Origin of the sequence: Streptomyces malaysiensis subsp. malaysiensis (genome assembly GCF_040653035.1) — a bacterium.
Taxonomy (GTDB): domain Bacteria; phylum Actinomycetota; class Actinomycetes; order Streptomycetales; family Streptomycetaceae; genus Streptomyces; species Streptomyces malaysiensis.
This window is the reverse complement of sequence record NZ_JBEZNG010000003.1, coordinates 277,889-303,602: the sequence shown is the minus strand read 5'-3', so window position 1 is coordinate 303,602 and position 25,714 is coordinate 277,889. Positions and strand designations below refer to the sequence as shown.

Sequence of the window (25,714 nt, the reverse complement as noted above, 5' to 3'; positions counted from 1 at the left end):
CGACGGGCATGCCGAAGGGTCCGTACCCTGTTACGGGAGACGGACCCTTCGGTTTGTTCGATTCAGCTGCGTCGCGTCGGCGCGTCAGCCTACGGCCACGCGGACCATGTCGGCCTGCGGGCCCTTCTGGCCCTGCGAGATCTCGAACTCGACCCGCTGGCCTTCCTCGAGGGTGCGGTACCCGTCCATCTGGATCGCGCTGTAGTGGACGAACACGTCCGCACCACCGTCGACCGCGATGAAGCCGTACCCCTTCTCCGCGTTGAACCACTTGACGGTGCCCTGAGCCATTCCTAACTCCCCTATTGCTGGCCCTTGCGCAGGACCGCACTCCGCGGACCCGGGTCAGACCTCACCCCCCGGATGTGGGGGGTGTGCGCCGGAACGCGTCGACCGCCGCTGAATGTATCCGTCCCAACGCCCTCTGCAACAGGTCAATCGGACGAGAATTCTGGGCACGGTCGAACGGTTAAAAGTGAGAAATTATGTGAAGTTCGGGCAAGCCGGGCTGGACATAAAGAGCCAACCCGACAATTCGCGCGCACACTTTACGCACAACTTGACGAGTTCTCATATGCGGCTCCGGACCCGGCGCCCTCGGGGAATCCGGGCAACTGTATCGCGATTCCACACACGGAATCGCCCCGTCCGGTTGTCCCGGGACGGGGCGATGCCAAAGGTGAGAAGGGGTGAACGGGCGAACGAGGCGTCAGCAGCCGCCCGCCACCGCCGGGATGATCGAGATTCCCGCGCCGTCCGGGGTCGCCGTGGCCAGGCCGTCGGCGAAGCGGACGTCGTCGTCGTTGACGTAGACGTTGACGAAGCGACGGAGCTTGCCGGTGTCGTCCAGCACGCGGGCCGCGATCCCCTGGTGGTTCTTCTCCAGGTCCGCCAGGACCTCGGCGAGGGTCGCACCCTCGGCGGGAACCTCGGCCTGACCGCCGGTGTAGGTGCGCAGGATGGTCGGGATTCGGACGTTGACGCTCATACGAGGCCAGCCTCTCGGAACGAGTCAAGGGTGGGGCGGATGATGGCGGAGGGACCCGTGGTGGGGGCCACGGCGTCGAGGGTCTTGAGGCCGTCGCCGGTGTTGAGCACGACGGTCGTCAGGGACGGGTCGAGCAGGCCGTCCTCGATCAGCTTCCTGGTCACGCCGACGGTCACCCCGCCCGCGGTCTCCGCGAAGATCCCCTCGGTGCGGGCCAGCAGCTTGATGGCGTCGACGATCTGCTCGTCGTTCACGTCCTCCACCGCGCCGCCCGTACGGCGGGCGATGTCCAGGACGTACGGGCCGTCCGCGGGGTTGCCGATGGCCAGCGACTTGGCGATGGTCTGCGGCTTCTGCGGCCGGACGACGTCATGGCCGGCCTTGAAGGCGGCGGAGACCGGGGAGCAGCCCTCGGCCTGGGCGCCGAAGATCTTGTAGGGCTTGTCCTCGACCAGACCGATCGCGATCAGCTCCTTCAGCCCCTTGTCGATCTTGGTGAGCTGGGAGCCGGAGGCGATCGGGATGACGATCTGGTCGGGCAGCCGCCAGCCGAGCTGCTCGCAGATCTCGTACGCCAGGGTCTTGGAGCCCTCGCCGTAGTACGGGCGCAGGTTGACGTTGACGAAGCCCCAGCCCTCGCCCACCGGGTCGCCGATCAGCTCGCTACAGAAGCGGTTGACGTCGTCGTAGGTGCCCTCGATGCCGACCAGCTCACCGCCGTAGACCGCGGCCATGACGACCTTGCCGGCCTCCAGGTCGTGCGGGATGAAGACACAGGAGCGGAAGCCCGCGCGGGCGGCCGCGGCGCCGACCGCGCCGGCGAGGTTGCCGGTGGAGGAGCAGGAGAGGGTGGTGAAGCCGAAGGTGCGGGCGGCCTGGACGGCGATGGCGACGACCCGGTCCTTGAACGAGTGGGTGGGGTTCCCCGAGTCGTCCTTGATGTGCAGCTCACCGGTGACACCGAGCTCACGAGCGAGGTTGTCGGCCTTGACCAGCTTGGTGAGGCCGGGGTTCAGACTGGGCAGGTCCGCCACGTCCGCGGGGACGGGCAGCAGCGGGGCGTAGCGCCAGATGCTGTTCGGACCGGCCTCGATCCGCCGGCGCAGCCCCTCCGGATCGCCGGCCGGCAGCTCGTACGCGACCTCGAGCGGCCCGAAACAGACCTCGCACGCGAAAATCGGGCCCAGCTCGAACCGCTCACCGCACTCCCGGCAGGACAATGCCACGGCGGGGCCGAAAGCACCGGAGGCGGCAGAGCTGGAGGAGGAGGCGGAAGTGGTTGAGCTTTCTACTGATTGCACAGCCATGGATGGCGAGGCCCTTTCTCCTCATCTTCCTCGGGACGCATTTCGCCACGAGACGGAATTGGCACCTTCCCGAGCTGGGAGCCTCGCGGTGGAATGCGAGATCAGCTGGAGGGTTGCCGGGGCTTCAACGGGCCGTTCCCTCTGCCCCTCTGGATGAGCGGTATGGCGCCGGGCGGACCCGGAGCGTTTGTCAACACGGGCATCGTCGGTGAACACCGGGGTCGACCCCGACATACGACGGTCACGTGCGTTGTTCAAGACTGTAACCGAAGGCCCGGATGGTTGAGATAGCCGTCCGAAGCGCGAGATGGGTCACAGCGACCACAGCAGAGCGACCACAGCAGGGAGACACACAGGTGCTGGATGAGGTGGAGCGCTGGCTGGAGCGCCGCTCCTGGTCGGCCGACGACCGTCCGCTGGATCGCCTGCTGGCCGCGAAGCGGACCTCGGCGACGACGGTGAGCGTGGTCCTGCCCGCCCTGAACGAGGAGGCCACGGTCGGCGAGATCGCCGGCACGATCCGCCGTGAGCTGATGGGCGAGGCGGTGCCGCTGGTGGACGAGCTGGTGGTGCTGGACTCCGGTTCGACGGACCGCACCGCCGAGGTCGCCGCGGCGGCGGGCGCCACCGTCGTCCCCCGCGACTCGCTGCTGCCCCGGCTGCCCGCGGTGGCCGGCAAGGGCGAGGTGCTGTGGCGGTCCCTGCTGGCCACCAGCGGCGACATCGTCTGCTTCATCGACGCCGACCTGCGGGAATTCAACGCGCGCTTCGTCTCCGGGATCGTCGGTCCGCTGCTGACCGACCCCACGCTCCAGCTGGTGAAGGGCATGTACGACCGCCCGCTCGGCGAGCTGGCGGGCCAGGGCGGCCGGGTCACCGAGCTGGTCGCGCGCCCGCTGCTGAACCTCCACTGGCCCCAGCTGGCCGGGTTCGTCCAGCCGCTGGGCGGTGAGTACGCGGCGCGCCGCTCGCTGCTGGAGCGGCTGCCCTTCCCGGTCGGCTACGGGGTCGAGCTGGGGCTGCTGGTCGACGCGCTGCACACGGTGGGGCTCGACGCGCTCGGCCAGGTGGACATCGGGGTGCGCAAACACCGCCACCAGGACGGGCTGGCGCTCGGCCGGATGGCGGCCGCGATCTACCGCACCGCGCAGCTGCGGCTGGCCCGGGGCCACTTGGTGCGGCCGCGGCTGACCCAGTTCGACCGGGGCGAGAGCGGCTTCGAGCCGCGCACCACGGCCGTGGACACCGAGGAGCGGCCGCCGATGATCGAGATCCCGGAGTACGCGGCCCGGCGCGCGGCGTGATGGCCCCCGGGCGGCACGCGAAGGCGCCTGCGGGGATCGCGGGAGAGCGCCCATCCGCTTGCGCGGCGGCGTCCGCATGGCCAGAACCGCCAGAACCGGAATAGCACCTACGGGGCAAGAAACCGTACGTACGTTTGCGCGGGGTCGCACATGGCTAGGCTCGCGACATGGGAGCTCCGCGCACCGCCCCGATCCTGGTCGCGTCCAACCGCGGCCCGGTCTCGTACGGCCTGGGCGAGGGCGGCTCGCTCACCGCCAAGCGCGGCGGCGGCGGGCTGGTCTCCGGCCTCAGCGCGATCGGCTCCGACTCGGGAGCGGTGTGGGTGTGCGCGGCGCTCGGCGAGGGCGACCGCGAGGCGGCCCGGCGCGCCGGGACCAGCCATCTGAACCCCGGTGACACCGGCGGCCAGCAGGTGCGGATGCTCGACATCGCGCCGGATGTCTTCGCCGCCGCGTACAACGGCATCGCCAATTCGGTGCTGTGGTTCATCCACCATCTGCTCTACCAGACCCCGGTCGAGCCGGTCTTCGACGCGGAGTTCGCCGAGCAGTGGGCGGCCTATGAGAGCTACAACGCGGCCTTCGCGGACGCGCTCGCCCAGGAGGCGGTGGCCGAGGCCGTCGTCCTGGTGCAGGACTACCACCTGGCGCTGGTGCCCGCGATGCTCCGCGAGCGCCGCCCCGATCTGCGGATCGGCCACTTCTCGCACACCCCCTGGGCGCCGCCTGACTACTACCGGCTGCTGCCGGACCAGGTCGCGGCGGATGTGCTGCGCGGCATCCTCGGCGGCGACCGCGCCGCGTTCCTCACCGAGCGCTGGGCCACCGCCTTCGCCGACTGCTGTGCGGCCGTGCTGGGCGCGGAGATCGTCCGGGACGGAGATGGCGACGGCGGCGAGGAGGGCGGCAGCACGGCGACGGCCGTGCGCTTCGAGGGGCGGGAGACCCGGCTGGGCGTCCATGGCCTGGGCGCGGACGCGGACTTCCTGCGGGAGCGGTCGCGGCAGGCCGATGTGGACGAGCGGCTGACCAGTCTGCGGGCGCAGATCGGACCGGGCCGGAAGTCGATCGTCCGGGTGGACCGCACCGAGCTGTCCAAGAACATCGTGCGCGGGCTGCTGGCCTACCGACGGCTGCTGGAGACCCGTCCCGAATGGCGGGAGCGCGTGGTCCATGTGGCCTTCGCCTACCCCTCGCGCCAGGACCTCGCGGTCTACCGCGACTACACCGAGCGGGTGCGGCGGATCGCCGAGGAGATCAACGCCGAGTACGGCACGGAGGGCTGGACCCCGGTCGCCCTCCATGTGAAGGACGACTTCGCACGCTCGCTCGCGGCCTACCGGCTGGCGGACGTGGCGCTGGTCAACCCCATCCGGGACGGGATGAACCTGGTGGCCAAGGAGGTCCCGGTGGTCTCCGAGCGGGGCTGCGCGCTGGTGCTGTCACGGGAGGCGGGGGCGTATGCGGAGCTCGGCGAGGACGCGCTGGTGGTGAATCCGTACGACGTGGAGGCCACGGCCCAGGCGCTGCACGAGGCGCTGCGCATGAGCGACGGCGAGCGCGCGGACCGTACGAAGCGCCTCGCCGCCGCCGCGACCGCGCTGCCGCCGCAGGCTTGGTTCCTGGCCCAGCTGGAGGCGCTGTAGCCGGGCGTTGTGGGCGGGTGCCGTAGCCGAGCGTTGTGGGCGGGCTCTGTGGGCGGGTGCCGTAGCCGAGCGCTGTGAGCGGGTGCCGTGGACGGGCGCTGTGGGCGGGCGCTTTGGGCGGGCGCTGTGGACGGGTGCCGTGGAGGGGCGCGCTGTAGACGGGCGGGTAGACGGCGCTGTGGACGGGCGCACTTCGTCCAGCCGGGCGCGTCGGCCTTACGGTGCGTATGGCGCCTACGGCGCTTACGGCGCGTCGCCGCCGACCGCGTCGGCCAGGGCCGACAGCAGCTCCACCACACCCGCCGGGCCGTCCACGACCAGATCGGCCCGCTTGGCGAGTTCGGTCACCTCCGTGCTGCCGCTGCACACCAGCACCCCCGGCACACCCTCCGCACGCAGCCGCTCCACCGCCGCGAACGCGGCCAGGTCGCCCAGGTCGTCGCCCGCGTAGAGCACGGCTTCCGCGCCCGTCCGCCGTACGTACTCCATCAGCGCGACGCCCTTGTCCATACCCGGCGGCCGCAGCTCCAGCACCAGCCGGCCCGGCTCGACGATCAGCCCATGGCGCTCGGCCAGGGCGTGCAGCGGCGCGCGCAGCCGCTCGAACGTGGCCTGGGGGTCCTCGGCGCGGCGGGTGTGGACGGCGACGGCGCGGCCCTTGTCCTCGATCCAGGTGCCCTGCGAGGCGCCGTGCTCCTCAAGGACGGCGGGGAGTTCGGCCTGGACGGCGGCGACTCCGGGGTGCGGTTCGGGCGCCTGGAGGGCACCGCTCGCCGCGTCCCAGCGCTCGGCGCCGTAGAGGCCGAGGACCACGAGCCCGTCCAGCCCCTCGGCCCCGGCGAAGCCACCGTACCGGACGGCGACCTCGGCCGGACGGCCGGTGATCACCGCGGCGGAGCGCACCTTCGGGGCCAGCCGGGAGAGCGCGGGGACGGCGCCGGGGTGGGCGCGGGCCTGGTCGGGATCGGGGACGATCTCGGCGAGGGTGCCGTCGAAGTCGAATCCGACGACGGCGCGGCCGGGCCGTTCGAGGAGAGCGGCGAGGCCCTCACGGCCGGCGGAGGTGGTGGGTACGGGGAGGGGATGACTGCCCATAGCACTGCCCATGGCGGTGACCCTACCGGGCCCGGTGGGACCGCGGGCCGCTCCCGGGCATCCCGCCGGTGAACGGCCCCGGCCGTCCCGGCGCCCCCTCCCCCCGGCGGACGTCAGCGCCGTTCGCGGCGCTCGTCCCTGATCCGGCGCAGCCGGTTGACGGTCACCGGGTCGTGCTCCAGGGCCCTGGGGTCGTCCAGCAGCGCGTTCAGCAACTGGTAGTAGCGGGTCGGGGAGATGCCCAGCCGCTCCCGTATCGCCCGCTCCTTGGCGCCGGGGCCCGGCCAGCCGCGCCGTTCCACGGCGAGCACGTCCCGATCGCGTTCGGACAGCCCGGCGCCCGTGCCCGACTCTCGGTCCTGCGCCTGGTCCGGCGTCTGGCCCGGCGTCTGGTCCTCCGCCTGGCCCCGCGCCCGGTCCTCCGCCTGGCCCTGCACCCGGTCCTCCGCCTGACCCCGCGCCCGGCCCTCCGCCCGGTCCCGCGCCCGGCCCTCCGCCCGGTCCTCCGCCTGACCCTGCGCCCGGTCCTCGACCCGCTCGGCGGGGTCGTCGGAAGGGCCGGGGCCGGACGTGTCCACTGTCATGCCCCCGCATTCTCCATGGCGTCGGCCTCGCGCTGGATCTGGCCCAGGACGCTCGTCGGGTCGCCGCCCTTGGCCACGGTCGAGCCGATCTTCTCCTTGATCAGCTTGCTGACCTCGGCCCAGGAGGTCTTGTCGGCCGGGTAGAACTCGGCGCTCTCCAGCTCGTCCAGGAACCGCCACAGCCGCTTGTACTCACTGTCGCCGAGCATCGTCCGCTCGACGGCGGTGGTCACCGGCAGCAGGTCGTACTCGCTGACGAAGTCCAGGACGTTCTTCTCGGTGTAGACGAAGTCGAGGAACTTCCCGATCTCCTTACGGTGGCCGTTGTGCTTGAAGGCCATCAGCCAGTCGGCGACGCCCATCGTCGAACTTGACCTGCCCTTGCGGCCGGGCAGCGGCGCGGTGCCGTAGCTGATGCCGTGGCCGGACGCCTGCTGCATCAGGGTCGGATGGCCGTTGAGCATGCCGACCTCGCCGCGGGTGAAGGCGTCGAAGGTGTCCTGCCGGTTGGTGCGGGCCGGGGAGCCGGGGCCGGTGAGGCCCGCGCCGACCAGTTCGTCCCGCAGCCATTCGAAGGTCTCGATGTTCTCGGTGGAGTCGATGGTGTAGCTGCCGTTGGGGTCGGCGTAGCCGCCACCGCCGCTGAGCATCCACATCATGGTCTCGGCCTGGCACTCCTCGGGGCCGAGCGGCAGCCCGTACGGGATCTTCACCCCGTCGGCCTTGAGCTGGACGGCCGCCTCCTTGAGCTCGTTCCAGCTGGTGGGGGCGGAGGATATGCCGGCCCGGTCGAAGAGCTTCTTGTTGTAGAAGAGCAGCCGGGCGCTGGCCACGAACGGCACCCCGTACTGCACCCGCCGCACCTCACCCGCATGGGCGATCGAGCTGATGAAACCGGCCTGGGTGGGGATGGCGAGCAGCTCGTCGGCGCGGTAGAGCTTGCCCTGTGCGGCGTAGTCGGCGTACGCGCCGATCTGCGCGATGTCCGGGGCCTGACCGCTCTTGACCATCTCGGCCACGCGCCGGTCCACATCGGTCCAGCCGTAGACGGTGACGTCGACCTTGATCCCGCTGTTCTTGGTCTCGAACGCCCGGGTCAGCCTGTCCCAGTACTTCTGGGAGCTGTTGCCAGTGCTGTCGCCGTAGTCGGCCGCGACCACCTTCAGCGTGACATCACCGTCCGAACCGGAGCCGCCGCCACAGGCCGTGAGCCCTGGCGCCGTCGTCACCGCCGCGACACCCGCCGTTGTCAGACTCAGGAACCGCCGCCGCTGCACCGCTGTTTCCCCACCCTTGGCTTGATTCTTCCTCCAGGGTCCTCCCCCGAGGTCGAGCGAGTCTGCCTTGCAAACCTCCACAAGGTCTACACCATGGGCATATCGCTTCGATATCGGAGTTCCCCTTGCCCAGGTGAGCGGGGTGCTACACGCGTCAGTGGGATGCGTCACCGGCGCACAACCGGAGGGTCCGGTTCATACCAACTCCCTTACCGGCACCGGCGTGATCTCACGACGAGAAGCGGCGAGTGGACTAGACCTCTCATGGTGGATCGCGGGAGACTGTTCCATGTGAAACACGTCATCGCCCTGGATGTGGGCGGCACCGGTATGAAAGCCGCCCTGATCGGGGCGGACACCACACTCCTCCATGAGGCCAGGAGGCCCACCGAGCGGGAGCGCGGACCCGAGGCGGTCGTGGCCGCGATCCTCGACTTCGCCGCCGAGCTGCGCGAGATCGGCGAGCGGCGGTTCGGCGGACCCCCGCTGGCCGCGGGGGTCGGTGTGCCCGGAGTCCTCGACGAGGACCGCGGGGTGGCCGTCTTCGCCGCCAACCTCGGCTGGAGCGATGTCCCGCTGCGGGCGCTGCTCACCGAGCGGCTGGGCGGGATCCCGGTCGCGCTCGGGCACGACGTCCGGATGGGCGGGCTGGCCGAGGGGCGCATAGGAGCGGGCGAGGGCGCCCGGCGCTTCCTGTTCGTCTCCGTCGGCACCGGGATCGCGGGCGCCATCGGCATCGACGGCCGTATCGACCCCGGAGCACACGGTTCCTCCGGCGAGATCGGCCATATCGTCGTCCGGCCGGGCGGCACCGCCTGCGGCTGCGGTCAGTCCGGCTGCCTGGAGACGCTCGCCTCGGCGGCGGCGGTGGGCCGCGCCTGGGCCGATGCGAGCGGCGATCCGGCGGCGGACGCCGCCGACTGCGCCAAGGCCGTCCGGTCCGGCGATCCGAGAGCCTCGGCCGTGTGGGGGGAGATGGTGGGCGCCCTCGCCGACGGCCTGGTCACCGGGCTCACCCTGCTGGACCCCGGTGTGCTCATCGTCGGCGGTGGGCTGGCCGAGGCCGGGGAGACGCTGTTCGCACCGCTGCGCACCGCGGTCGAGGAGCGGCTCACCTTCCAGCAGCTTCCCCGTATCGTCCCGGCGGCCCTCGGGGACACCGCCGGCTGCCTGGGCGCGGGTCTGCTCGCCTGGGATCGACTCTCCACGGAGGTAACCGCCTGATGGTCCAGCGAACGCATCTCACGGGCGCCCGGGTGGTCCTGCCGGAAGGCGTGGTCGACCACGGGCGGGTGACGGTCGAGGGCACGCGCATCACCGCGGTGGGGCCCGCGCCGGATGCCGCGCCGGGTCAGGCGGATCCGGCGCGTGGCCAGGCGGATCCGGCACACGGCCAGGCGGATCCGGCGCACGGCCAGGCGGATCCGGTGCACGGCCAGGCGGATTCCGCGGCCGCCCACGGCGAGCGGGCGCTCGACCTGCCGGGCGGCTGGATCGTCCCCGGCTTCGTGGACCTGCATGTGCACGGCGGCGGCGGTGCCTCGTTCTCGGCGGGCACCCCCGAGGAGTCGATGACCGCCATCCGTACGCACCGGGCACACGGCACCACCACGATGCTCGCCTCCACCGTCACCGGCGATCTGGACGACCTCGCCCGGCAGGCCGCCACCCTCTCGGAGCTGGTGGAGCAGGGCGAGTTGGCGGGCATCCACTTCGAGGGCCCGTTCATCTCCCCCCACCGCTGCGGCGCCCACCAGCCCTCGCTGCTGCGCGCGCCCGATCCGGCGGATGTCCGCAAGCTGGTGGACGCGGCGCGCGGCACCGCGCGGATGATGACCCTCGCCCCCGAACTGCCGGGCGGGCTGGAGTCCGTACGGCTGCTGGCCGACAGCGGGGTCCTCGCGGCCGTCGGCCACACCGACTCGACGTACGAGGCGACGATCGAGGCCATCCGGGCGGGCGCGACCGTGGCCACCCACCTGTTCAACGCGATGCCCTCGCTGCTGCACCGCACCCCCGGCCCGGTCGCCGCGCTGCTGGAGGACGAGCGGGTCACCGTGGAGCTGATCAACGACGGCACTCATCTGCACCCCGCCATGCTGGAGCTGGCGTTCCACCGCGCGGGCGCGGACCGGGTCGCCTTCATCACCGACGCGATGGGCGCGGCGGGCATGAGCGACGGCCGCTATCCGCTCGGCCCCATGGAGGTCGAGGTCAAGGAGGGCGTGGCGCGGATCAGCGGCGGGCCGACGGCCGGTTCCATCGCGGGGTCCACCCTCACCCTGGACCGGGCCTTCCGGCGAGCCGTCACGATCGACGGGCTCGGCGTCGTGGAGACCGTAAGGGCGATGTCCGCCACCCCCGCCCGGCTGCTGGGCATCGCCGACCGGGTGGGCTCGGTCGAGGTGGGCAAGGACGCCGATCTCGTCGTGCTCGACGACGATTTCCGGCTGCGGGGCGTGATGCGCCGGGGCGCTTGGGTGGTCCATCCCGAACTGGGCTGAAGCGCCCTGATTTCAGCCAGCGATGACCGTGTCCTGAACCACACGGAGGTCTGGGCCGAAGCCACTCGTTTTGGCATGATCGCTCGGGCACGGGTCGGGCGCACACGGAACGGGCACATACGGAACGGGCGCGTCTCGGCGCACAGTCGCATTCAGCACAGGAGTCTCCGTCCGGCGGGGGGACGGGAGAGGGGATGCCAGGGTGATCCTTACGGTCACGCTCAACACCGCCCTCGACATCACCTACCGGGTGCCGGAACTGCGCCCGCACACCACACACCGCGTCACCGAGGCCACCGAGCGGCCCGGCGGCAAGGGCGTCAACGTGGCCCGGGTGCTGGCCGCGCTGGGCCATGACACCGTCGTCACCGGCTTCGCCGGCGGGGTCACCGGCGTGGTGCTGCGGCAACTGCTCGCGGAGATCGCCGCCCCCGGCGACGGCCCCGAGGCGCCCCGCGGCACGATCACCGACGCGCTGGTCCCGATCACCGGCACCACCCGGCGCACCATCGGCGTCGTGGACGCCGCCACCGGCGACACCACCCAGCTCAACGAGCCCGGCCCGCTCGTCACCACCCCCGAGTGGTCCACCTTCATGGACGTCTACGGCCGGCTGCTGCGCGAGGCGTCGGCGGTCGCGCTGTGCGGCAGCCTGCCGCCCGGGGTCCCCGTCGGTACGTACGCCCAGCTCATCCGGGAGGCGCATACGGCGGGCGTGCCCACCCTGCTGGACACCAGCGGCGAACCGCTGCGCCGAGGCATCGCCGCCCGCCCCGATCTCGTCAAGCCCAACGCCGAGGAGCTCGCCGGGCTCACCGGCTCCACCGACCCGCTGCGCGCCGCGCGCGACGCCCGGCGCCGCGGGGCGCGCGCGGTGGCCGCCTCACTCGGCCCGGACGGCATGCTCGCGGTCACCGCCCACGGCGCCTGGCGCGCCACCCCGCCGCGCCGGCTGGCGGGCAATCCGACGGGCGCCGGGGACGCGGCGGTCGCGGGGCTGCTGTCCGGGCTGGTCGAGGAGGCCCCGTGGCCGGACCGGCTGGCCCGCTCGGTGGCGCTGTCGGCAGCGGCCGTGCGAGCCCCGGTGGCGGGCGAGTTCGACCGGTCGGTCTACGACGAGACGCTGGCGCGGGTCGAGGTGACGGAGCACCCGGCGGCGGCGTAGAGCCGGGGCGGTGGCCGCCGCCGAGCGCTCGGAACCCCTGCCCTAGCCCTTGTTGTCGAGCCACATCTGGTCGATGTTGGCGTCGCACTTGTCGCCGGCCTCACACGACACGGTGATCGTGTTGGTGCCCTTGTTGAGCTGGACGATCGACCAGGTCTCCGTCCAGCCCTTCTCGTAGTCGCCCTTCGGCGCGCCCGCGAAGTTCTTCATGTTGAGCGGCCGCGCCTCCTTCTTGCCGTTGACCGTCAGCGACATGCTCTGGTCCGCACCGGGCACGCCGTAGGTGACGTACAGCCGGTACGTCTTGGGCTTGTCGACGTCCAGGCTCCAGGTCGCGGACGCGCCCGGGGTGTTGAGCCCCGCGACGTAGCTGCCGCCCTCGGCCTTGGCGCCCTGGATGGTGGTCGCGGCCGCCGCGCCACCGGTCAGCCGCATCTTCGCGGCGTCCTCGGTGGGCAGCTTCTCGTCCCCGCCCTTGGCGGGCCCGGAGGGCTCGCCGGGCCGGACGCTGGAGCCGGCCGTGGGCTGGCCGGTCGGGTCGGCCTGGTCGTCCTTCTTGTCGTCACCATTGGTGATCATGGCGACGCCGATGCCCACGATGACCACCGCGACCACGGCGATCGCGCCGATGAGCAGCCCCTTGTTATTGGGGCCGCGGCCACCTCCCCCATGGCCGCCGCGCGGGGCGGCCCCGGGCTGGCGGGGGGCGCCGCCGGGCAGGGTCTCGGGGGCGGCGTAGTGGGCGTTCTGCCGACCGTAGCCGCCCTGCTGGCCGTAGCCCTGTGGCTGCTGATTCGGCACCTGCTGGCCGTAGTTGCGCTCGCCCACCGCACGCACCTGGTTGTAGGAGGTGCGGGGGACCCCCGGTTGGGCCGGACCGGGGTAGCCGTAGCCGCCTGTGCGGGGGGCGGCACCCGGCTGGCCCGACTGACCGCCCTCGGTCCCCTGATCGCCCTCCGAGCGGTACAGGTAGGCGAACGGGTCGTCGTTCTCCGGTGTGCCCGAGCCGTTGTTGCCGGCCGTCATCCCTCGTCACTCCCCTATGCATATGGCCATCGGCGCAGGATCAGAACGCGCCACGACAGCTCATATCAGGGTCGAGAGGGCCTCAACAGGGCGTGTGCTGTCCGGATGGCCAATATTCACGATCGGTTCACTGTCGGCGGCAGGGCCGCATCGGCGCAGCCTACCGCGACCGGCCGCCCCCCTACCTCACCCGGCCCGGCGGCGCTCCTTGGAGCGTGACCGCTTCTCGATGTACATCCGCTGGTCAGCGGAGTGCAGCACCTCTTCGGCAGACATTCCACAGCCGGCCCAACCGATACCGAAGCTGGCGCCCACCCGGACGGCCCGGCCGTCCACCCGGATGGGCGGGGTGATCGCGTTGCGCAGCCGGACCGCGAGGTCCTGGGCGTCGGCCCGGCCGAGGCCGTCGGCGAGGACGACGAACTCGTCGCCGCCGAGGCGGGCCACCGTGTCCCCCTCCCGCACACCGTTGGTCAGCCGGCGGGCGACCTCGATGAGCACGGCGTCGCCCGCATGGTGCCCGAACCGGTCGTTGATGGACTTGAAGCCGTCGAGGTCGCAGAAGAGCACCGCGAGCCCCTTGTGGCCGTCGTCGACGCTGGAGTCCTCGTTGGGCGGGATGGTGTGCACATGGCCGTCGAACGGGGCGCTCTCGACCGGGGGCGGGGTGCCGAAGAACTCGAACTCGTCGAAGCCGTGCAGATGTCCCGCCGCGTCCACATAGACCCCGCCCGCTCCACCGTCGCCGGACGAGTCGGCCTCGTCCTCGTACCCCCCGCCCGGCCGGGGCGGGGTGGCGCACAGCCGGGCGGCCAGCCGGGCGCGCAGCTCTGCGCTGTTGGGCAGGCCGGTCAGGGAGTCATGGCTGGCGCGGTGGGCGAGCTGTAGCTCATGGCGCTTGCGCTCCTCGATGTCCTCGACATGGGTGAGCAGGAAGCGCGGGCCGTCGGCGGCGTCGGCCACCACCGAGTTGCGCAGCGAGACCCAGACGTACGAACCGTCGCGGCGGGCCAGGCGCAGCTCGGCGCGGCCGCCCTCGGCGGAGGTGCGCAGCAGGGTGCCGATGTCCTCGGGGTGGACGAGGTCGGAGAAGGAGAAGCGGCGCATCGCGGAGGCCGGGCGGCCCAGCAGCCGGCACAGGGCGTCGTTGGTGCGCAGCAGCCGGCCGTGCTGATCGCCGCCCATCTCGGCGATGGCCATACCGCTGGGCGCGTACTCGAACGCCTGCCGGAAGGACTCCTCGCTGGCGCGCAGCGCCTGCTGCTCGCGCTCCAGGCGCAGCAGGGCGCGCTGCATATTGCCGCGCAGCCGGGCGTTGCCGATCGCCACGGCGGCGTGGAAGGCGTACATCTGGAGGGCCTCGCGGCCCCAGGCGCCGGGGCGGCGGCCGTTGCGCGGCTTGTCGACCGAGAGGACGCCGATGAGCTCGCCGCCGGAGGCGCCCCCCGCGTAGAGCGGGGCGAACAGGCGGTCCATGGGGTGCCATTCATCGGGGAAGCGCGGTGCGGGGCCGGGGGTGTGCCACTGCGGGACATCGTCGTCGTCGAGGACCCAGCCCTCGCTGTACGGGATGAAGCGCAGATCGCCCCAGCGGTCGCCCATGGACAGCCGGCGCTCCCAGGAGCAGCGGGGGCCGACCCGCCCGGCCATCAGCGCCTCGGCCCCGGCACTGCCGCCGACGGCGGCGACGACGAGGTCTCCGTCCTGGCGGACGAGGTTGACGGCCGACAGCTCGAAGCCGAGCCCGGTGATGACACCGTCGGCGACGGCCTGAAGGGTGTCCGCGAAGCTGCGGGCGGTGTTCAGATCGGCGACCACCTGGTGCAGCTGCCGCAGTGTCGCAAGGCGGATGTACGGCTCCGACTCGGTCTCCATCGATCGCACTCCCCCGAGACCTCGACAGCAAACTCCTGGCGTCTTGTCGTCCGATTGCCACGGTCACTGAATCACAGCGAGCTGCCCACTCGGTACACAGGGTCAACAATTACTGCCTGCTGTGACTCATGTCACAGACTGTATTCATTTCTTTAACTGAGCGTATGGGAGCGCTCCAATCTTTTGTGAACGCAAATCCCGGAATGGTGGCGCCCGCCCATGCAAGGCGGCCCCCCGGACGGCCGGAGCGCCCCGCGGGCCGGGGCCCGGTCTACGGCCGGCGACCTAGGCCCGGAGTGGTCCCGACGCCCGATGCGGGGACCGGCCGGGGGCGGTTAGCGTCGAAGGGTGTTCCCGACGACTTCTTCCAGCCCAGCCGAGCCCGGCGTCCCCCATGCTGGTGGGGTGAGTGAGGACGAGTTCCGCGTCGCGCTGTCACGGTTCACCGCGGGCGTGGTGTTGGTCACCGCGCACGACCCGGAGGAGGGGCCGCGCGGCGAGGACGTCGGCATGACGGCCACCGCGTTCATGTCAGTGTCACTTGACCCGCCGCTGGTGATGGTGAGCGTTCGCAACGAGTCCCGGATGGATGAGCTACTGGAGCGACAGCCCCACTGGGCGGTATCGGTCCTGTCGGAAGGTCAGCGGCACATCGCGGGACGATTCGCGATGAAGGGGCGCATCAGCGACAGATTGCTGTTCGAGGACATGGCCGTGGTGCGCGGCGAGCACACGGACGCCCCGCTCGCGGTGGGCGCGCTGGCCACGCTGGAGTGCCGCACCGAACAGCGGGTGACGGCCGGGGACCACACGCTGGTGGTGGCCCGGGTGCTGGGCGCCGCGACACCGGCCACGGAGGGCGGGCCGCTGACGTACTTCAGGGGGCGCTACCGGACGCTGGGGTGAGCGCGCCGAGGATCAGGAGGGGCCACCGAGGATCAGGAGGGGCCGGGCAGGTGGCCGAGGATCAGGAGGGGCCAGGCACGTGGCCGAGGATCGTGGGGGGCCAGGCAGGTGCGGGCCCCGGCGCTACGTCCATCCCCGCCCCGTACGCCCCCGCTTGACGTCGCTCCGCTGCTTCTTCTCGCGCAGCCGCCGCTCGTTGATGCCCCGGGGGATCCGGGTGGGGCGGCGCGGTTTGGGCGGCGGAGCGGTCGCCTCCGCGAGGAGTGACGCGAGCCTTACGGCGGCCGCCTCGCGGTTGCGCCACTGCGAACGGTGCTCGGACGCCCGTACGGCCACCACCCCGTCCACCAGCCGGCCCGCCAGCCGCTCCAGCGCGCGCTCCTTCCATACGGGCGGCAGCGCCTCGGTGGCGGCGAGGTCGAAGCGCAGCTCGACCCGGCTGTCGCTGGTGTTGACGTGCTGTCCTCCGGGTCCGGAGGACCGCGAGAAACGCCACATCAACTCGGCCTCCGGCAAGGAGACCGAACCTCGGATGACATAGGGCGCGGGCATGTCCCCATGGTCACCCGCCGACCCCGGCGGCGTCATCCGGTTATCTCGTCATACTCGGACATCAGGGTTTGGCAAAGAAAGTAAAGGGACCTGGAACCTGTCGGCCCGTTCATGGCGTTGTGGAGGGTGACGACGGCTTCGCCCGTCGCCTCGAATCATCGAGACCACGAAAGGGACTCCCCATGGCTGTAAGCCTGTCCAAGGGCGGCAACGTCTCGCTCACCAAGGAGGCACCGGGCCTGACCGCCGTCACGGTCGGCCTCGGCTGGGACGTCCGCACCACCACGGGCACCGACTTCGACCTGGACGCGAGCGCCATCGCCGTCAACACGACCGGCAAGGTCTACTCCGACCAGCACTTCATCTTCTTCAACAACAAGTCCACGCCGGACCAGACCATCGTCCACACCGGTGACAACGTCACCGGCCAGGGCGAGGGCGACGACGAGCAGATCAATGTCAACCTGGCCGGTCTGCCGGCCGACATCGAGAAGATCGTCTTCCCGGTCTCGATCTACGACGCCGAGTCCCGCAGCCAGAACTTCGGCCAGGTGCGGAACGCGTTCATCCGCATCGTCAACCAGGCAGGCGGCACCGAGATCGCCCGCTACGACCTGAGCGAGGACGCCGCGACCGAGACCGCCATGGTCTTCGGCGAGCTGTACCGCAACGGCGCCGAGTGGAAGTTCCGCGCGGTCGGCCAGGGCTATGCCTCCGGCCTCGTGGGCATCGCCAAGGACTTCGGCGTCAACGTCTGAGGTTCACCAGCGCGCCATCACCAAGGGCCGCCCCCACTCACCGGGGGCGGCCCTCGCCATGCCTGCGTCGCACTCGCCCTGACCGGCGTCGAAGGGGAACGCCGAAGAGGAACACCGAAGAGGAACGGGGTCAGAACTCGCTGGTGTCCAGGTCGAACCCGAGGGGCTCAGGCAGCGACAGCGGCTGGGAGATGTCGACCTCGACCTTGCGGGTGTACCTCTTGGCGACGGGCAGGGAGTGCAGAACGGCCTGATTCCGCTCCCGGTCGATCAGCAGGTAGAACGGAATGCCCGCTGCCGCATACCCCCGGAGCTTGGGGCCCCGATCGTTGTCGGCGGTCGAATGCGATGTGACCTCGCCGACGAGCATCACCGCTCCCGGGTCGTGGTACTCCAAGGAGTCGTCGAAGCTCCCCTTGGGTGCGATGACGATATCCGGAACAACCTTGCCGGTGGTCGAAGCTCCAGGGACGAGGAGCCCGAGCCCGGTACGCGTCCGCAGTTCCTTGTTCGTGCGACGACTGGTCACCTGGTCCGCGACCTCGGACACAATCTCTTCGTGCTCACCGTTAGCGGGAGGCACCACGTGGATTTCTCCTTCGATCAGTTCCACGCGCCATCCCTCGGGGGCTGCCGCGCTCAACGCCACGAAGGCTTCCTCGACCGATGAAGCGGTGCTCTCGCCACTGTCCGTGCGCGCCTCGCGCTCGGGGGCCGTCAATGCCACGGTGGACCTCCTTCGTACGGAGCGATGCTTCCAGCGTAGGCGAGCGGTCTCGGGCGACTGAGCCCGTTGTCACCCTTTCGGAGGACGGCCGGCGCCTGTGCCGAAGGCGCCCGAGACCGCCTGGGAGAGGGCCTGCTTACGGCGGTCATGGGCCGCGGGCGGGTCGTCGGAGGCGGCCGTGGCGGACGGGCCGACCGCGGACCAGGTCAGGGCCATGGCCAGCACCAGCGCGAGGACGTCCTGGGGTTCGATCGAGGCGGTGACACGCCCGTCGCGCTGGGCCTCGGCGATCGCCTGGAGCTTGACGACGACCGCCGGTGACTCGGTCACCTGGTTGTCGGTGACCACTCCTTCGAGCCTGGCCCAGGCGGCCAGGCGGACCAGCTCCGGCCGCTCCAGGACGGCGTCGTAGAGCCGCACGGCGTACTGGGGAAGATCGTCCGCCATGAACGGCACGGCGTTGACGACGCTGTCGGCGTGCAGGCGGAAGACGGCGCCGAAGAGGCCGAGCTTGTCCCCGAAGTAGGCGTACAGCTGCGCCTTGTTGATGCCCGCGGCGGCCGCGATGCGGTCGACCCGGGCGCCCGCGATGCCATGGGCCGCGAAGTCGACGGTGGCCGCGTCGAGCAGGCGGCGGCGGGTGGCATCGCTTTTCCGGGGAGACACGGAGCTCAGGTTACCAACTGGTTAGTTGCCGGCACGGGCACGGTCCCGTAGCGTACAAAAAACCAACCAACTAGTTAGTTAGAAAATTGAGGTGGGACGCATGACCGTGCGCGCATACGCGGTGGAGCGGGCCGGTGGCCCCGTTCAGCGGCTCGAGTACGAGCCGGAGCCGCTGGGGCCCCTGGAGGTCGACATCGCCGTGACGCACTGCGGCGTCTGCCAGACCGACATCGGCATGGTGGACGACGTGTACGGCTACTCCCGGTTCCCGGTGGTCGCGGGGCATGAGGCGGTCGGCGTGGTCGAGGCCGTGGGCAGCGCCGTCGACGGCGCGCGGCTGGCCGTCGGCCGGCGCGTTGGCATCGGCGCGGTGGCCGGGGCGTGCTTCGCCTGCGAGTGGTGTCTCAGCGGTCGGCAGTATCTGTGTCCGCACAAGGACGACACGGTGCTGCGCGGCGAGCGCGGCGCGTTCGCCACCCGGCTGCGGGCGAGCGACTGGCGGTATGTCCAGCCCCTGCCCGAAGCCCTCGCCTCCGAGCACGCGGCGCCACTGCTGTGCGCCGGGATCACGGTGTTCTCGGCGATCGCCCGGAACGGGGTGCGGCCCACGGACCGGGTCGCCGTGGTGGGGGTGGGCGGCCTGGGCCATCTCGCGATCCAGTTCCTCGCCAAATGGGGCTGCCATGTGACCGCCATCTCCTCGACGGCGGCGAAGGCGGACGACACCCGCCGGTTCGGCGCCCATGAGTTCATCGTCGCGGAGGAGGGGCTTCAGCGGGCCGCGGGCTCGTTCGACTTCATCCTCTCGACCGTCTCGGCCGATCTGCCGTGGGACGCGTATCTCGCGGCGCTGCGCCCGCAGGGGACGCTGTGCGTGGTCGGGGTTCCGCACGGGGCGTTCAGCGTCCAGCCGTTGAGCCTTCTGCTGGGCGAGAAGCGGCTCGTCGGCGGGGTGGTGGGATCGCCGATGGAGAACCGGCAGATGCTGGACTTCGCGGCGCGGCACGGCATCCGCCCGGCCGTCGAGACCTTCCCGGTCGCGCGCGTGGACGAGGCGCTCGACCACGTCCGCCACGGACGCGCGCGCTACCGCGCGGTACTGGAGTTCTGACCCGGCGTCACGCCCCGAGCGGGGACCGCGCAACCCGAGCCGGGACAACGCCCCCGCCCCGCCGGGCCCGCACATCCCGCGGCCGGGGCCGCAACGCCGCCGGACCGGGCCGCACCCCGGACCGGGCCGCGCGCCCGTGCCCGTGCCCGTGCCAGGGGATGCGTACCGTGCGGCCGGGGTTGCGTACCCGCGCGGCCGGGGTTGCGAAACCGGGGGCGCAGGGCCCGAGTCGGGGCTCGGGAGGTGCGGTGGCCGGGCACCCGCCCACGCCACGGTGGCGGCCGGACCTGACCCATCGGCGGAAACGCGCCGCGCGCTCCGCCCGGCGCACAGATCGTCTTCTCGTCGCGTACACAGCAACACACGGCAACGCCGCCCTCCGTGGCCGCCGGACGGTCCGGCGCGCTCGCCACCTGGGCGATCGGCCGGGACCCGGCGCCATCGCGACCGCGGGCGCCAACGCGGCAGGGGCATGACGTAGCGGCATAAGTCGGCATGAACCAGCCGTTGTTGCCTGATGCCTCGCTGACCGAATTCGCCCCCACTTGAACAACGTCGAGTCAAATTCTTGTTACGCGCCTACCCCAATCGATCGTTCAATGACAATCTCTGGTCGGCCCGCCGCACGTCCTCTGACGCCGCGGTAAGGCCCGCACGCACCGCTATGTGCACCACTCGCACCACTCCTGCTCGACCGGACGGCCCACCCATAGCCGTCCGTACCCCCTACACAGGGCCGCGACCCGGCGGCCCCAAAGCAAGGAGATCGAGTGAGACCCATCGCTTCCTCCCCCCGTAAGAAGACCATCCGCGTGGCGGCGCTCGTCGCCTCCGCCGCCATGGTCGTCATCGGGGTGCAGACCGGCCAGGCCAGCGCCCAGCCGGAGCGCGAGGCAGGCGCCTCGGCGCTTCCGCTGACCGCCACCGAGCGCGCCACCGCGATCAAGGCGGCCCAGGCCGACGCCTCCGCGCAGGCCGAGTCCCTCGGACTCGGGGCCAAGGAGAAGCTCCTCGTCCGCGACGTCATCAAGGACGCGGACGGAACCGTTCACACCCGCTATGAGCGCACCTACGCGGGGCTGCCCGTCCTCGGCGGCGACCTGGTCGTCCACGAGAAGACCAGCGGCGCACGCTCCGTCAACAAGGCCACCGGCGCCCGGATAGCGGTCAAGAGCACCGACGCCGCCGTTGCCCCCTCGGCCGCCTCCGGCACCGCGCTGAAGGCCGCGCCCGAGGCGACCACCGGCGAGAAGGCCAAGTCGCCGCGGAAGGTCGTCTGGGCCGCCACCGGCACGCCCGTCCTGGCCTGGGAGACCGTCGTCACCGGGACGCAGGCCGACGGCACCCCGAGCGAGCTGCACGTCGTCACCGACGCCACCACGGGCGCGAAGCTGTCGCAGTGGGAGGGCGTCGAGACCGGCACCGGCACCAGCAAGTACAGCGGCACGGTGACCCTCGGCACCACCAAGAGCGGTTCCACCTACAGCCTCACCGACGGTGCGCGCGGCAACCACAAGACCTATGACCTGAACCAGGGCAGCTCGGGAACCGGCACCCTGTTCACCGACGCGGACGACGTATGGGGCGGCGGCCGCCAGACCGCCGGCGTCGACGCGCACTACGGCGCGGCCGAGACCTGGGACTTCTACAAGGAGTTCCTGGGCCGCAACGGCATCAGGAACGACGGCGTGGGCTCTTACTCCCGCGTCCACTACGGCAACAACTACGTGAACGCCTTCTGGCAGGACTCCTGCTTCTGCATGACCTACGGCGACGGCTCGGGCAACGCCAACGCGCTGACCTCGCTGGACGTGGCCGGCCATGAGATGAGCCACGGTGTGACCGCGGCCACCGCCAATCTCAACTACAGCGGCGAGTCCGGCGGTCTCAACGAGGCCACCTCCGACATCTTCGCCACCGCGGTGGAGTTCTACTCGGGCAACTCCGCGGACGTCGGTGACTACCTCATCGGCGAGAAGATCAACATCAATGGCAACGGCACCCCGCTGCGCTACCAGGACAAGCCCAGCAAGGACGGGGCGTCCAAGGACTACTGGTCCTCGACGCTCGGCAACATCGACGTCCACTACTCCTCCGGCCCCGCCAACCACTTCTTCTACCTGCTGTCCGAGGGCAGCGGCGCGAAGGTGATCAACGGCGTGAGCTACAACAGCCCGACCTACGACGGCTCGACCGTCACCGGGATCGGCCGGGACAAGGCCATCAAGATCTGGTACCGGGCCCTGACCACGTACTGGACCTCGACGACCAAGTACGCGGGCGCCCGCACCGGCACCCTCAGCGCCGCGGCCGACCTCTACGGCTCCAGCTCCACGGAGTACAAGGCCGTCGCCGCCGCGTGGACCGCGATCAACGTGAAGTAATCCCCGTACGAAGCCCGGACGGGCCGTACCGGGGGACCGGTGCGGCCCGTTCCGGACAAGCCTCGTCATCCCTGTCGTAGCCGGTGGTCTGCACTTACGCTGCTGTCATGACTCAACAGGTACGCGGTGTGGTGGCCCCCGGCAAGGGCGAGAAGGTCAGGATCGAGACGATCGTGGTGCCGGACGCCGGCCCCGGCGAAGCGGTGGTGCGGATCCAGGCGTGCGGCGTCTGCCACACCGATCTGCACTACCGGGAGGGCGGGATCAACGATGAGTTCCCCTTCCTCCTCGGCCATGAGGCGGCGGGCATCGTGGAGTCCGTGGGCGAGGGCGTCACGGAGGTGGCCCCCGGCGACTACGTGATCCTCAACTGGCGGGCGGTCTGCCACGAGTGCCGGGCCTGCCGCCGGGGCCGCCCCTGGTACTGCTTCAACACCCACAACGCCGAGCAGCCCATGACACTGACCGACGGCACCCCGCTGTCCCCGGCGCTGGGCATCGGCGCGTTCGCCGAGAAGACGCTGGTGGCCGCCGGGCAGTGCACCAAGGTGGACCCCTCGGCCTCGCCCGCCGCGGCCGGACTGCTCGGCTGCGGAGTGATGGCCGGGATCGGCGCCGCGCTCAACACCGGCAATGTCCAGCGCGGTGACTCCGTCGCCGTGATCGGCTGCGGCGGGGTCGGCGCCGCCTCGGTCGCCGGGGCGCGGCTGGCCGGGGCCGCGAAGATCATCGCGGTGGATCTGGACAAGCGGAAGCTGGAGTGGGCCCGCTCGCTCGGCGCCACCCACACCATCGACGCGGGCAGCGCCGATGTCGTCGAGGCCGTCCGGGAGCTGACCGACGGCAACGGCGCCGATGTCGTCATCGAGGCCGTGGGCCGCCCCGAGACCTACCGGCAGGCGTTCTACGCCCGCGATCTGGCCGGCACCGTCGTCCTGGTCGGCGTCCCCACCCCGGAGATGAAGCTGGAGCTGCCGCTGCTGGACGTCTTCGGGCGCGGCGGCGCGCTCAAGTCCTCCTGGTACGGGGACTGTCTGCCGTCGCGCGACTTCCCCATGTTGATCGACCTCTACCAGCAGGGCCGCCTCGACCTGGACACGTTCGTCAGCGAGACGATCGGGCTCGAGGACATCGAGGAGGCGTTCGCCAAGATGCACCGCGGTGAGGTGCTCCGCTCGGTGGTGATGTTCTGATGACCCCGCCGCCCGTACGCGTCGACCACCTCATCACCTCCGGCACCTTCTCGCTGGACGGCGGCACCTGGGAGGTGGACAACAACGTATGGCTGATCGGCGACGACCACGAGGTGTACGTGATCGACGCCGCGCATGACGCCGACGCCATCGCGGACGCCGTCGGCGACCGCCGGCTGCTCGGCATCATCTCCACCCACGGCCATGACGACCACATCGACGCGGCCCCGGCGCTCGCCGACCGCACCGGCGCACCGATTCTGCTGCACCCGGAGGACGAGGTGCTGTGGCGGATGCGCCACCCGGACCGCGCCCCGGACAAGCCACTGGCCGACGGCGACGTCCTCACGGTCGCCGGGACCCAGCTGCGGGTCCTGCACACCCCCGGCCACTCCCCCGGCGCGGTCTGCCTGCACGCCCCGACGCTGACCACGGTCTTCTCCGGGGACACCCTCTTCCAGGGCGGTCCGGGCGCGACCGGGCGCTCGTACTCGTCCTTCCCGACGATCGTCGAGTCGATCCGGGAGCGGCTCCTGACGCTGCCCCCGGAGACGGTGGTCCGCACCGGCCACGGCGACTCCACGACCATCGGGGACGAGGCCCCGCACCTCGAGGAGTGGATCGCACGGGGGCACTGAGCCGCGGGCGCGGAGGCGCAGAGCCGCGGGCGCGGAGGCGCAGAGCCGCGGGCGCGGAGGCGCAGAGCCGCGGGCGCGGAGGCTGAGCGTCGTGCGGGGGCTGAACTCCGCGCGGGGCTGCACCCCGTTGCGCGGGAACACCGGCCCCGTTGCGCGGGGCCGCCCGGCGGCGGGGCGGCCCCGCGCCCCATGACACCATCGACCGCGTGATCGACCTGGGCTACTCCCTCTCCCGCCGCTTCCCCGACCCGCCGCAGACCGACTACCGGCGCGCGGACGCGCACACCCTGCGGCACGACCTGTTCTGCGGGGACGTCTACCTCGCCGATACGAAGACCGACCGCGAGTTGTCCACAGCCTGGGGATGGGTGCCGGTTCTCGACTTCGCCTGGGCGCTGTGCGACATCGTGGAACGGCTCGACCGGGACCCGCGCGGCAGCCGCTCGGCCACCCCGGTCCACGCCGAACTGGACTTCACCGAATCCACGGACCGGCTGCTCTTCGAGCGCCGCTTCGGCTGGGTGGACATCACCGCCGACTGGGTGCCGCTCGAGGAGGCGCCGCTGACCTTCAACCATGCGGCGCTGCGCCGCGAGGCCCGCGACTTCCTGCACGATCTGATCGCCGACCTCACGGATATGCACGAGGGCCTGGGCGACAACCCGCTGGTGTGGGACGTGCAGTCCCGCTTCCCGCGCGTATGAGATGCCGCCGCGCCGGCGGGTTCGGTTCGTCCCCGATCGATTCATTCGGTTCGTGCCCGATCGATTCAGCGGAGGTCCGGTGCGGCTGGAATCCGTGGCCGAACCTCCGCTCCGGCAGCGTTCTCGGGGGTTGAATGCCGCCGGTGGGGAATCTCCCCCGCGCCGCGGCACGGGGGCTGATTTCCCTCGTCGCCATATGTATCGACCGCCGAGAACCCTCCGCAAAGGGCACTACAGGAAGCTGCCAGACCCGAGCCGGGCCTCGCGGTCACCGGCGTTTCCGGCCCCCGGAGGCCCCGCTCCGCTCGCCGTTTCCGGCCATCATCTCCAGGGCTTTGGGGGTTCCTGGGGCGGTGTCATGGGCAGCAGGCCCAGCTCCGCCGCCCGTACCCCGGCCTGAAAGCGTGAGTTGGCCCCCAGCAACGCCATGATTTCGGCCACATAGCGGCGATATGTACGAACGGAGACCGCCAACTCGCGGGCCGCGACCTCATCGGTGGCCCCCAGCCGCAGCCGCTCCAGGATCGGCCGCACCAACTCCCCTCGCGATCGCTCGCCCAGCTCGACGCGCTCGCTGGCCGACAGCGCGGTGCGCCAGATGCCGTCGAAGAGCGTCTGGAGCGTCTCGATGACCCCCGAGTCCCGCAGGGTGGAGGCGCGCCGGCCCGCGGCCGAGTCCGCGCACACCAGGGCGGCCCGGCCGTCCACGATGAGGGCGGCGAGCAGCGGTATGCGCGCCACCCGCACCTCCAGGGGGTTCCCGTCCCGCACATGCCGCTGTACGAAGCCCCAGTCCACGGTGTTCTGGGCGCACAGCATCCGGGTGCGCACGGTGCCGCCGCCCGACCGCAGCCAGCCGTCGAGGACGCCGTGCAGTACGTGCACATGCGCGGCCTCCGCCGCCAGCACCACGTCCACCCGTTCCGTGGCCGTTCGCAGCAGGTCCTGTGCGGCGGCGTGCACTTCCTTGTCGTCCGCCTCGACGGCCGCCACCCAGGAGTTCCGCAGCTGTCGGTCACGGTGTTTGACCACGGTGGATTCGATGAGCGCCCGGACCGCCAGCAGTTCCTGGGTGATGTCGTCAGCGGGGCGCTCGTCATCGCGAGAGTCCCCCTCGTCGCGGGAGTCCCCCTCATCACGGGAGTGCCCGCCGTCATCAGGGTGCCCCTCGTCACCGGCGCGCCCACCGTCACCCGGATCCCTCTCGTCACCGGGGTGCCCGTCGTCACCGTCGCCGTCATCGTGCTGTCGCTGGACCCCGGCCCCCGTCGGCGTGGGAACCCTCATTGCCCTCACCCCCGTGA

General features: G+C 71.4%; 24 protein-coding genes and 1 riboswitch. Of the genes, 12 read left to right on the top strand and 12 right to left on the bottom strand.

Annotated elements, in window-relative coordinates:
* Window positions 1–84: 84 nt before the first annotated feature.
* The 3 genes from AB0E24_RS08480 to thrC all read right to left on the bottom strand — a co-directional run bounded on the left by AB0E24_RS08480 (window position 85) and on the right by thrC (window position 2,295).
* The gene (locus AB0E24_RS08480; RefSeq protein ID WP_009716982.1) at window positions 85–291 is read right to left on the bottom strand and encodes a cold-shock protein; all 207 of its coding nucleotides are present in this window, start codon (window positions 289–291) and stop codon (window positions 85–87) included.
* A 418-nt stretch (window positions 292–709) separates the two neighbouring features.
* Entirely contained in the window at window positions 710–988 is a 279-nt protein-coding gene (locus AB0E24_RS08475) for a MoaD/ThiS family protein (RefSeq protein ID WP_069870628.1), read from the bottom strand.
* On the bottom strand, window positions 985–2,295 hold the full coding sequence (gene thrC / locus AB0E24_RS08470; RefSeq protein WP_174884810.1) for a threonine synthase: 1,311 nt from the start codon (window positions 2,293–2,295) through the stop codon (window positions 985–987). The genes AB0E24_RS08475 and thrC overlap by 4 nt, the downstream gene beginning before the upstream one ends.
* An 18-nt stretch (window positions 2,296–2,313) precedes the next feature.
* Window positions 2,314–2,455, bottom strand: a riboswitch (SAM riboswitch).
* A 196-nt stretch (window positions 2,456–2,651) separates the two neighbouring features.
* Here thrC and AB0E24_RS08465 point away from each other — a divergent pair.
* Window positions 2,652–3,599, top strand: a complete 948-nt coding sequence (locus tag AB0E24_RS08465) for a glucosyl-3-phosphoglycerate synthase (RefSeq protein WP_359375553.1) — start codon at window positions 2,652–2,654, stop codon at window positions 3,597–3,599.
* 167 nt (window positions 3,600–3,766) lie between these two features.
* The gene (locus AB0E24_RS08460) at window positions 3,767–5,245 is read left to right on the top strand and encodes an alpha,alpha-trehalose-phosphate synthase (UDP-forming) (RefSeq protein WP_359375551.1); all 1,479 of its coding nucleotides are present in this window, start codon (window positions 3,767–3,769) and stop codon (window positions 5,243–5,245) included.
* A 243-nt stretch (window positions 5,246–5,488) separates the two neighbouring features.
* Here the strand turns inward: AB0E24_RS08460 and otsB are convergent, their stop codons facing one another.
* The 3 genes from otsB to AB0E24_RS08445 form a co-directional block, all read right to left on the bottom strand.
* Window positions 5,489–6,340 (bottom strand): trehalose-phosphatase, encoded by an 852-nt coding sequence (gene otsB / locus AB0E24_RS08455; RefSeq protein WP_359375791.1) that lies wholly within the window; start codon window positions 6,338–6,340, stop codon window positions 5,489–5,491.
* A 113-nt stretch (window positions 6,341–6,453) separates the two neighbouring features.
* Entirely contained in the window at window positions 6,454–6,672 is a 219-nt protein-coding gene (locus AB0E24_RS08450) for a DUF3263 domain-containing protein (RefSeq protein WP_069870753.1), read from the bottom strand.
* A gap of 248 nt (window positions 6,673–6,920) precedes the next feature.
* Entirely contained in the window at window positions 6,921–8,201 is a 1,281-nt protein-coding gene (locus AB0E24_RS08445) for an extracellular solute-binding protein (protein ID WP_100806918.1), read from the bottom strand.
* Between the two features lie 291 nt (window positions 8,202–8,492).
* Here AB0E24_RS08445 and AB0E24_RS08440 point away from each other — a divergent pair, with 291 nt between their 5' ends.
* From AB0E24_RS08440 to AB0E24_RS08430, 3 genes are all read left to right on the top strand, one after another.
* Window positions 8,493–9,425 carry an ROK family protein gene (locus AB0E24_RS08440; protein WP_093706908.1) on the top strand — a complete coding sequence of 311 codons (933 nt, stop codon included), beginning with the start codon at window positions 8,493–8,495 and terminating at the stop codon, window positions 9,423–9,425.
* Complete coding sequence (gene nagA, locus AB0E24_RS08435; protein WP_359375547.1) at window positions 9,425–10,705, top strand: N-acetylglucosamine-6-phosphate deacetylase; 1,281 nt, start codon at window positions 9,425–9,427, stop codon at window positions 10,703–10,705. The genes AB0E24_RS08440 and nagA overlap by 1 nt, the downstream gene beginning before the upstream one ends.
* Before the next feature lie 202 nt (window positions 10,706–10,907).
* Entirely contained in the window at window positions 10,908–11,870 is a 963-nt protein-coding gene (locus AB0E24_RS08430) for a 1-phosphofructokinase family hexose kinase (protein WP_079258059.1), read from the top strand.
* A gap of 42 nt (window positions 11,871–11,912) precedes the next feature.
* Here the strand turns inward: AB0E24_RS08430 and AB0E24_RS08425 are convergent, their stop codons facing one another.
* Together AB0E24_RS08425 and cdgB are read right to left on the bottom strand one after the other, a co-directional pair.
* Window positions 11,913–12,896: a carbohydrate-binding protein gene (locus AB0E24_RS08425; RefSeq protein ID WP_069870645.1), complete on the bottom strand. Its 984-nt coding sequence runs from the start codon at window positions 12,894–12,896 to the stop codon at window positions 11,913–11,915.
* A gap of 186 nt (window positions 12,897–13,082) precedes the next feature.
* Window positions 13,083–14,771 carry a diguanylate cyclase CdgB gene (gene cdgB, locus AB0E24_RS08420; protein ID WP_069870647.1) on the bottom strand — a complete coding sequence of 563 codons (1,689 nt, stop codon included), beginning with the start codon at window positions 14,769–14,771 and terminating at the stop codon, window positions 13,083–13,085.
* Window positions 14,772–15,176: 405 nt separating this feature from the next.
* On the opposite strand from cdgB, the gene AB0E24_RS08415 reads away from it, so the two are divergent.
* The gene (locus tag AB0E24_RS08415; protein ID WP_069870649.1) at window positions 15,177–15,677 is read left to right on the top strand and encodes a flavin reductase family protein; all 501 of its coding nucleotides are present in this window, start codon (window positions 15,177–15,179) and stop codon (window positions 15,675–15,677) included.
* A 123-nt stretch (window positions 15,678–15,800) separates the two neighbouring features.
* Here the strand turns inward: AB0E24_RS08415 and arfB are convergent, their stop codons facing one another.
* A complete protein-coding gene (gene arfB / locus AB0E24_RS08410; protein ID WP_069870651.1) occupies window positions 15,801–16,229 on the bottom strand; it encodes an alternative ribosome rescue aminoacyl-tRNA hydrolase ArfB in 429 nt (142 codons plus the stop codon).
* 182 nt (window positions 16,230–16,411) lie between these two features.
* Here arfB and AB0E24_RS08405 point away from each other — a divergent pair, with 182 nt between their 5' ends.
* Window positions 16,412–16,987, top strand: coding sequence for a TerD family protein (locus AB0E24_RS08405; RefSeq protein WP_069870653.1), 576 nt, complete (start codon window positions 16,412–16,414; stop codon window positions 16,985–16,987).
* A 130-nt stretch (window positions 16,988–17,117) separates the two neighbouring features.
* On the opposite strand, the gene AB0E24_RS08400 is transcribed toward AB0E24_RS08405, so the two are convergent.
* Entirely contained in the window at window positions 17,118–17,714 is a 597-nt protein-coding gene (locus tag AB0E24_RS08400; protein ID WP_351372640.1) for a Uma2 family endonuclease, read from the bottom strand.
* Window positions 17,715–17,783: 69 nt separating this feature from the next.
* Complete coding sequence (locus AB0E24_RS08395) at window positions 17,784–18,380, bottom strand: TetR/AcrR family transcriptional regulator (RefSeq protein ID WP_079153573.1); 597 nt, start codon at window positions 18,378–18,380, stop codon at window positions 17,784–17,786.
* 100 nt (window positions 18,381–18,480) lie between these two features.
* Here AB0E24_RS08395 and AB0E24_RS08390 point away from each other — a divergent pair, with 100 nt between their 5' ends.
* The 5 genes from AB0E24_RS08390 to AB0E24_RS08370 all read left to right on the top strand — a co-directional run bounded on the left by AB0E24_RS08390 (window position 18,481) and on the right by AB0E24_RS08370 (window position 24,410).
* Window positions 18,481–19,491, top strand: a complete 1,011-nt coding sequence (locus tag AB0E24_RS08390; RefSeq protein WP_069870660.1) for an NAD(P)-dependent alcohol dehydrogenase — start codon at window positions 18,481–18,483, stop codon at window positions 19,489–19,491.
* A gap of 770 nt (window positions 19,492–20,261) precedes the next feature.
* Window positions 20,262–21,875: a M4 family metallopeptidase gene (locus AB0E24_RS08385; RefSeq protein ID WP_069870662.1), complete on the top strand. Its 1,614-nt coding sequence runs from the start codon at window positions 20,262–20,264 to the stop codon at window positions 21,873–21,875.
* A 107-nt stretch (window positions 21,876–21,982) separates the two neighbouring features.
* Window positions 21,983–23,068, top strand: a complete 1,086-nt coding sequence (locus AB0E24_RS08380) for an S-(hydroxymethyl)mycothiol dehydrogenase (protein WP_359375540.1) — start codon at window positions 21,983–21,985, stop codon at window positions 23,066–23,068.
* Entirely contained in the window at window positions 23,068–23,706 is a 639-nt protein-coding gene (locus AB0E24_RS08375; protein WP_069870666.1) for an MBL fold metallo-hydrolase, read from the top strand. The genes AB0E24_RS08380 and AB0E24_RS08375 overlap by 1 nt, the downstream gene beginning before the upstream one ends.
* 206 nt (window positions 23,707–23,912) lie before the next feature.
* Window positions 23,913–24,410, top strand: a complete 498-nt coding sequence (locus tag AB0E24_RS08370; RefSeq protein WP_147967263.1) for a hypothetical protein — start codon at window positions 23,913–23,915, stop codon at window positions 24,408–24,410.
* A 321-nt stretch (window positions 24,411–24,731) separates the two neighbouring features.
* On the opposite strand, the gene AB0E24_RS08365 is transcribed toward AB0E24_RS08370, so the two are convergent.
* Window positions 24,732–25,697, bottom strand: coding sequence for a LuxR family transcriptional regulator (locus AB0E24_RS08365; protein ID WP_359375537.1), 966 nt, complete (start codon window positions 25,695–25,697; stop codon window positions 24,732–24,734).
* Window positions 25,698–25,714: the final 17 nt, after the last annotated feature.